This window comes from Streptomyces sp. HSW2009 (genome assembly GCF_040240285.1).
Classification (GTDB): Bacteria; Actinomycetota; Actinomycetes; order Streptomycetales; family Streptomycetaceae; genus Streptomyces.
On the sequence record NZ_JBEHZD010000022.1, the window covers coordinates 25,087 to 31,831 of the forward strand.

Sequence of the window (6,745 nt, forward strand, 5' to 3'; positions counted from 1 at the left end):
GACCACTTCGCCGGACCACCTCCGTGTCGCACCAGTCGGAGTGCCAGCACGACGAAGGCGACGACGCCAGGGGCGGGCCGTCGGACTCGATGGTCGAGAGCAAGTCCTCCAGGACTGGCTGGTACTGCAACAGTGCTTGTTCTGGCTGCTAGCCAGCTTGTTCGTTGGCCAGGCCGTGAGCGGGGACCTTGCTGATGTCAGGGAGTGGACGGGCTAACTGAGCGCTCTGCATGAGTGGTGTGTGTACCGGTTCAATCGCTGGCTGCCCCGCCTCACTAACCGGCGGCACGGCCCAGACGACCCACCCTGCGCTGGTTGACCTGGCGACGACGTCAGCACCAAGACCGCGTCAGCCACCGCAAACAACGCGGACACTTTCCCTGAGCTGGCCAGCAATCTGCACAAGCACCGTTGCACCCCCGGGGTCCGCGTCGTTGAGTAGTTGGGCAGTGCATCCTCCAAATTTCAGACGGATTCCCGCCGGTTGGGGCGATTAGGGCCTCCGAGTTGAGCGGTGTAGGCGGCGGCCACGAGGAGCAGCCACTCGGTGTCCGCGCGGAGGCCCTTGCGGGGGACGGCTCCTGGGAGGGGCGGAGCGATCTCGTCGGGTAGCTCATCGGCCCGGTGGGCGGCCAGGGCCGCGCGGATGCCTGCCGCCTCGATCGCTGCGGCCCCCGCCTGCGTTGTGGTGTCGAAGGACCGTCGGGCGGCGTCCTGGGCTGTGCGTGATCGGTACGGGCGGAGCGCGAGGATGCCGTCGCTGATCTCGATGACCCGCCGCTGGAGCAGGAAGTCCGAGTCGTTGGGGTCTTCGCCGGTGACGGCCGTGGGGGTGAGGACGACCTCGGGCACCGCGGCGGTCAGGTCGCTCCACAGGCTGCCCAGCGCGTCGTAGCACCGCACTTCCCAGCGGCGGCGGCGGGCCTGACTGATCGGGTAGGCGATGGTGGGCAACGTGAGGCCGAGGCAGAACAGCAGGGCGGCCAGCGCCGGCGCGGTCACGCTGAAGACGCACGGCGCGGCAACGAGCGACGAGCACCTCGCGCCGTCGGGCTCGGGGCGGAAACCCAGGCCGAGCGGGACCAGGATCGTCAGCTTGTACGCCACGTAGACCAGGGTGAAGAAGCAGCCGCCTGCCGCCGTTCGCAGCCCTATACGAAGGCTGGCACGCCGACTCGACCTGGCCTGCCGCACGGTCTGGAGCAGGAAGCCGACGTTGGCGAAGCCGAGGTAGAAGAGAAACAGGAGCGTGTACAGCGCGTACGCCTCCGACGAGCGGTGCGATGTCCGCCCGTATACGAACAGCGTGGTCATCGCGCCAATGGTCGTGGCGAAGAGCACCAGGCAGCGGCGGATGCGCCGCCGTGCTTCGGACGCCTCCAGGTTGAGCTGGAACGAGAGGGTCAGGAGCGCGGCGGCAGCGGCCAATGAGGCGCAGTTGCCCAGCAGCCGGGCGGTGTGCGGCATCACGGTCTCGACGGCGCTCGCGAACGCCGGTGTGTAGCAGGCGAGAGCCAGCGCGAAGGAACCGAGGAAGGCGCTCATCGCCCAAGTGCCGGTCGGCCGGGGAGTGCCTCGGCCGAGAACCCAGTAGAGGGCGGCCGGCACGAGCAGGCACACCACGCCGAGGAACGCGACGTTCATCGCCAACGGAACCGACCTCGCGTGATGGGCTGGGAGAAGAGCGCGTCCCAGCTATCCGATCCCTTGTCCGGTTGACGCGAGGGGGATTCACGCTCGCGATACATGCGGCTGCGGATGACCGTCGCCATCATCTCCGCCTCGCGCTCGTCGGCCGACGAGTAACTCGTGCGTCCCGACATGCGCAGCACCAGCGTGGGACTGGCGCCGATGGCGTGCGCCGTTTCCGCGTCGACTTCGAGACTTCCTGGATGGTCGCAGTACACGTGACTCAGTTCGTGAGCGAGGATATGCCGTTGGTGGTGCACCGAGGTCCCCTCTTCGTAATAGAGGAGATCGGCTGACGGTGTCTCGATCCGGATACCGCAGGGTGCGTCGACGACGCCGATCGTGCTCAACGGGTTCAGCACGATCGGCTTCCCCCGAAGCTTGGCCACCGCGTCACGCAGTTCGCGCGTGCTGAAACGATGAGGCAGGCCCAGAAGATCAACCTGCCTCTCGCACGATTCACGCAGCCCGCTCTCGTCTGCTACGGGCAAAGGCATGACAACAATCCTCTAATTCGACTACGCCCCACAATTCGTCGTGAGTGGCAGTCGGGAGGATGTCAAAAGTGAGCGGAAACCTCATGCCCGCTGGAACTTGGAGTTCCCGCGGTGGGGCCAGTCCCTGCTCGGAGTTCGTGTGCAGGGGATCGGCTACCGGCCGGCGGCGGAGGCGTGGTCCCTTGCGATTGCGGGCCAGTGGGGTGGGGTCGGCATCCCATTGACTGCGGATTCCCGCCAGAAATTCGAGACGGGTTCTGTGACAGATGCCACCCGCGTGCGACCCTGCTCGCTTCGTCGCCCTCGGGTTGTGCCTGACGGCTGTGCTGAGTGGCCTGGTGCGTGTGGTGTCTCACTCGTCGTCGAGCAGCTCGGAGTCGTCGGACTCCGTCGACATGCCCTCCAGTCGGCGGGCCTGTTCGATCACGGTGCTCAGCATGTGCAGGCTTGAGGCGCTGAGGCCGTTGGCGCGCAGGGCGACCCGGCGTACGTCCCGGTCGCGCATGGCGGTGATCACCTGGATCTCCGCGCGCTGCCGCTCGGCCTCGTCCTCGTCGAAGAAGTAACCAGCGTTCACGCCGAAGAAGGCGGCCAGAGCTCGGATGGTCTGCATCTTCGGGTTCGTGTTGGTCCCGGTGCGAAGCTGCTGGATGGCGCTCGCGGAGATGGCGACCCCGGTGCTGTCGCGGATGCCCTGCGAGACCTCCGCGTACGTGTAGGGGCCGCGCCCTGTCGGGTGCACTTCCCGGAACAGGTAGTCGAGCAGCTCCGCGAAGGTGCGCTCGTTCTTCTCGGTCATCTCCAGCCCCTTCGTCCGGGCCACCATTCTATCCATTCCAGTGGTGATCTGTGTCCCATCCCCCGACATTGCAGTTGACTCCCATGCGCAACTGAACTGTACGTTGGCTTCGAGTTTCGTCCAGTGCAGTGTTCTATGCCTGGTCGGGGCGGGTGTGATGAGGCTGGACTTGTGCGCGGGGGTCGCCATATGGTCCTGGTCCCTGCAGGGGCGAGTCACCGGCCGGGGCCACCGGCGGAGGGAGGGGCGATGCACGCACACGGGCCATGACGCCCACAGGGAAAAAGGAGACCGGCGCTCGGGAGCTACCAACTCCTGAGCGCCGGGCCGGCACCCCGAGGGGCGCCGATGCACATCTCGCGGGCGACGGGGCTTCTTGCACGAGAACCGCCGCACCGCGCTCCTACGAACAACGGAGTATCGCATGCTCGCCATGCCGAGCGGAATCCCGGCATGCCCGGACGCCGACCGCCAGCACCGCCTCGCCACCCAGCTCGCCGACATGATCCCGGGCGCGGCCACCGTCCGGGTCAGCCTCACGGACCCGCAGCAGAGGTGGCCCCACCCGCACGCAACCGTCAAGGACGCGGCCGGCAAGACCCTGGAACTGGGCCGTACGACCACCACGGTCGCGGCCCGCTGGATTCTTCGGACCTGGCCCGAGGCGGACTGGACTCGACCGCACACCTTCCACCTGGCCGACGCGACCCTCACCCGCAGCGACCTGATCACCGCCGGCCGGGGCCGCTGACATGGCACGGATACGCACCATCAAGCCGGAGGCATTCGTCTCCGAGTCGCTCGCCGAGGTCAGCGTCGAGGCGGAGCGGACCTTCTTCGGGCTGCTGACCCAGGCCGACGACCACGGCCGGCACCGCGACAACGCCGCGATCATCGCCGGCCTGCTCTGGCCGCTGCGCGCCGAACACACCTCCGTCCACGTCGAGGACGACCTCCACCAGCTCGCGAACGCCGGCCTGGTCTGCCGGTACACCGGCTGCGACGGCCGCCGCTACCTCCACATCGTGACGTGGTCCGCGCACCAGAAGATCGATCGGCCGAGCCAGTCCCGCATGCCCTCCTGCCCGCAGCACCAGGGCGCCGACCGGTGCGGCCAGTGCGGAGGCACCTGCACCAAGCGGGTCGAGGAGCCGCCCACCCCTACCCGAGGGCTCGCCGAGGCTTCGCCGAACACTCCCCGAGCCCTCGATCTGCCCGCGCGGCCCGCCGCGACACCGCGCGGCCACGCCGACCAGGCTGCAACCGCCCAGCAGGACGTCCTCGACGGCACGACCGGCGCCCCTGGTCGCCCTGACTTGAAAACAGCAGGTCAAGGGGGATTCGTCGAGGGCTCGCCGAACCTTCCCCGAAGCCTCGGCGAGGGCTCGGTGCCTGGATCTAGGATCTTGGATCCTGGATCTCCTGTTCCTACGGGGCGCACGGCGCCCGCAGCCACCGCATCGGCCAACCAACTCGTCGGCGAGTACGTCGCGACCTGCACCCAGCGTCCGCCCAGTGACGTGATCGGGCACCTCGGACGCGTCGTCAAGAAGTTGCTGGGCGAGGGCATCGATGCCGAGCACGTACGGGCCGGGCTGCGCCACTTCGCTGCCAACCCCAAGCACCCCAGCGTGCTGACCAGCATGGTCAACGAGGCCATGAACACACGCTCCGGCGCTTTGGCCCGGCCGGGAATCCGGCCTAACGTGCCCGCTCACCAGGCATGGACCAACCCGGCCGACGCTGCCGCCTACGCCGAGGAGCTGTGATGCGCACTCGCAACCGCGAACCGCAGACCCTCGGCAGCGAGGGCACCCTGGGCCGTATGGCCCAGATCCTGGCCGCCCGCAACATCGACCCGACCGCCATCGGCGAACTGACCGACGAGACCGAGCCCTTCTCCCCGCTGGACGCCCTCTCAGCGGGGATGCCCCCGCGTTACCAGGCTGCCGTCGCCGACCACCCCCAGGTCCTGGCCTGGACCCGTGACGTCGCCGAGGCAGCCGTCGCCCCCAGCCGGGGAGCCCGGCGACAGGTCACCACCGGGCCCAGCCTGCTGATGGCCGGAGTCGTCGGCGCGGGCAAGACGCACCAGGCGTACGGCGCGGTCCGCTTGCTGCGGCAGAGCGGAGTCGGCGTGCGCTGGCGCGCGACCACCGCCGCCGACCTGTACGCAGATCTGCGGCCCAGGCCCGGTGTCGACAGCGAACGGGAGCTGGCGGCCGTCAGCCGCTGCCCGCTGCTGCTCATCGACGACCTCGGCGCGGCGAAGGCCAGCGAATGGGTCGAGGAGGTGACGTACCGGTTGATCAACCGCCGGTACAACCACATGCTCCCCACCTTGATCACCACCAACCTGGCGATCAGGGACCTGCGCTCCCACCTCGGCGACCGCGTCACCAGCCGCCTCGCGCAGATGACCACCCGGGTCGAGTTCGCCCCGGTCGACCGCAGACGCCAACGCGCCGCGACCTGATCGGCCGCAGGCCGCCACGCACCTCCCGACCCAGGCATTCCTCCGCCGACGCCCCTGCGCGCGGAGAGCGATCGGAGCAAGCCCGCATGACCACCACGAGGACCAACCCTGCCCGCCACCGGTCACTCGGCGACCACACCTGGCAGGACCAGGCCGTCTGCCAGAGCACCGAGTACAACCCGGTCGACCCCGAGATCTTCTTCCCGGACCCCGACGAGACGGAGAAGATCACCGCCGCGAAGTCGCTGTGCGGCCAGTGCCCGGTCCGCCGAACCTGCCTGGACGCTGCCCTGGAAGGCGGTGACACCGACGGCATCCGGGGCGGGCTGACCGAGGAGGAGCGCGGGCCGCTGCACGAGAAGCTCACCCACCGCCTCGACTACAGCCGTGTCAACGCCACCATCGCCGGGCGAGACGTGCACCTCACCAAGGCCGAGCGCCGCGCGGTCGTCCACGCCGCCTACCGCCATGGAGTGAGCGAGCAGCGCCTGGCCTGGCTCCTGAAGATCACCGAGGAACACGCTCAGAAGCGCTACCGCGAGACCCGCCGCGCCCTACGCAACCGAGAACTGGAGCAGACCACGAAGACCACCCCGCACCCCAAGACCGACGGCGAACGCCCGAGCCGCGAGGACTTCGGGACGGCGGCGTGAGCACCGCGAGCACGCCGCAAGCGGCGGACATCACCGGCTGGGACCGCGCGGTCGTCATCGCCCTGGGCAGCGCGGGCTGCGCCCTGTCCTACGACGCCCTCCAACAGATGGCCGTCGCCATCCACGTCCGCGGATTCCTGACCTACCTCTTCCCACTGGTGATCGACGGGTTCATCGCCTACGGCATCCGCGCCCTCCTGGTGCTCCGCGACGCCCCTCTGCGCGCACGGCTCTACCTCTGGATGCTCTTCGGCACAGCCACCGCTGCCAGCATCTGGGCCAACGCCCTCCACGCGGTCAGGCTCAACGACGAGGCGGTCGCCGGCACCGGCCTCCGACTCGGGGACACGGTGGTCGCGGTGCTGTCCACCATCGCCCCGCTCGCGCTGGCCGGAGCGGTCCACCTCTACATCCTCATCGCCCGGGGGCCGGCCGAGGCCCCTGACCACAGCGACCGCGAAGACCTCGGTCAGGCTGACCAGCCCGAGCACATCGCGGACACCCGGACTGACCAGGTCGGTCAGCAGCCGCAGGCAGGTCAGCCCAGCACCGGGGGGGGGGGGGGGGGCGCCGGGCCCCCCCCCCCCCCCCCCCCCCCCCCCCCCCCCCCCCCCCCCCCCCCCGGGGGAAA

Annotated in this window: 8 protein-coding genes; 5 read left to right on the forward strand and 3 right to left on the reverse strand. The window is 69.3% G+C overall.

From position 1 onward, the window contains the following. Nucleotides 1–465: 465 nt before the first annotated feature. From AAHZ94_RS03225 to AAHZ94_RS03235, 3 genes are all read right to left on the reverse strand, one after another. Nucleotides 466–1,644: an MAB_1171c family putative transporter gene (locus AAHZ94_RS03225; RefSeq protein WP_349990338.1), complete on the reverse strand. Its 1,179-nt coding sequence runs from the start codon at nucleotides 1,642–1,644 to the stop codon at nucleotides 466–468. After that, nucleotides 1,641–2,186, reverse strand: a complete 546-nt coding sequence (locus tag AAHZ94_RS03230; RefSeq protein WP_349990327.1) for a regulator component — start codon at nucleotides 2,184–2,186, stop codon at nucleotides 1,641–1,643. The genes AAHZ94_RS03225 and AAHZ94_RS03230 overlap by 4 nt, the downstream gene beginning before the upstream one ends. A 352-nt stretch (nucleotides 2,187–2,538) precedes the next feature. Beyond that, a complete protein-coding gene (locus tag AAHZ94_RS03235) occupies nucleotides 2,539–2,985 on the reverse strand; it encodes a Secondary metabolite protein (RefSeq protein ID WP_349990329.1) in 447 nt (148 codons plus the stop codon). Between the two features lie 424 nt (nucleotides 2,986–3,409). On the opposite strand from AAHZ94_RS03235, the gene AAHZ94_RS03240 reads away from it, so the two are divergent. From AAHZ94_RS03240 to AAHZ94_RS03260, 5 genes are all read left to right on the forward strand, one after another. Continuing rightward, nucleotides 3,410–3,736 carry a transcriptional regulator gene (locus AAHZ94_RS03240; RefSeq protein ID WP_349990330.1) on the forward strand — a complete coding sequence of 109 codons (327 nt, stop codon included), beginning with the start codon at nucleotides 3,410–3,412 and terminating at the stop codon, nucleotides 3,734–3,736. A gap of 1 nt (nucleotide 3,737) precedes the next feature. After that, a complete protein-coding gene (locus AAHZ94_RS03245) occupies nucleotides 3,738–4,754 on the forward strand; it encodes a hypothetical protein (RefSeq protein ID WP_349990332.1) in 1,017 nt (338 codons plus the stop codon). Beyond that, nucleotides 4,754–5,461 carry an ATP-binding protein gene (locus AAHZ94_RS03250; RefSeq protein ID WP_349990333.1) on the forward strand — a complete coding sequence of 236 codons (708 nt, stop codon included), beginning with the start codon at nucleotides 4,754–4,756 and terminating at the stop codon, nucleotides 5,459–5,461. Before AAHZ94_RS03245 ends, AAHZ94_RS03250 begins: the two co-directional genes overlap by 1 nt. Before the next feature lie 86 nt (nucleotides 5,462–5,547). Continuing rightward, a complete protein-coding gene (locus AAHZ94_RS03255) occupies nucleotides 5,548–6,114 on the forward strand; it encodes a WhiB family transcriptional regulator (protein ID WP_349990335.1) in 567 nt (188 codons plus the stop codon). Then, nucleotides 6,111–6,745: DUF2637 domain-containing protein (locus AAHZ94_RS03260; protein WP_349990336.1), on the forward strand; the 635-nt coding region annotated here is incomplete at its 3' end. The genes AAHZ94_RS03255 and AAHZ94_RS03260, both read left to right, overlap by 4 nt.

Excerpts from the sequence above, each read along its gene's own strand:
- AAHZ94_RS03225 (WP_349990338.1), bottom strand. The coding sequence starts at position 1,644 with ATGAACGTCGCGTTCCTCGGCGTGGTGTGCCTGCTCGTGCCGGCCGCC.
- AAHZ94_RS03230 (WP_349990327.1), bottom strand. The coding sequence starts at position 2,186 with ATGCCTTTGCCCGTAGCAGACGAGAGCGGGCTGCGTGAATCGTGCGAG.
- AAHZ94_RS03235 (WP_349990329.1), bottom strand. The coding sequence starts at position 2,985 with ATGACCGAGAAGAACGAGCGCACCTTCGCGGAGCTGCTCGACTACCTG.
- AAHZ94_RS03240 (WP_349990330.1), top strand. The coding sequence starts at position 3,410 with ATGCTCGCCATGCCGAGCGGAATCCCGGCATGCCCGGACGCCGACCGC.
- AAHZ94_RS03245 (WP_349990332.1), top strand. The coding sequence starts at position 3,738 with ATGGCACGGATACGCACCATCAAGCCGGAGGCATTCGTCTCCGAGTCG.
- AAHZ94_RS03250 (WP_349990333.1), top strand. The coding sequence starts at position 4,754 with ATGCGCACTCGCAACCGCGAACCGCAGACCCTCGGCAGCGAGGGCACC.
- AAHZ94_RS03255 (WP_349990335.1), top strand. The coding sequence starts at position 5,548 with ATGACCACCACGAGGACCAACCCTGCCCGCCACCGGTCACTCGGCGAC.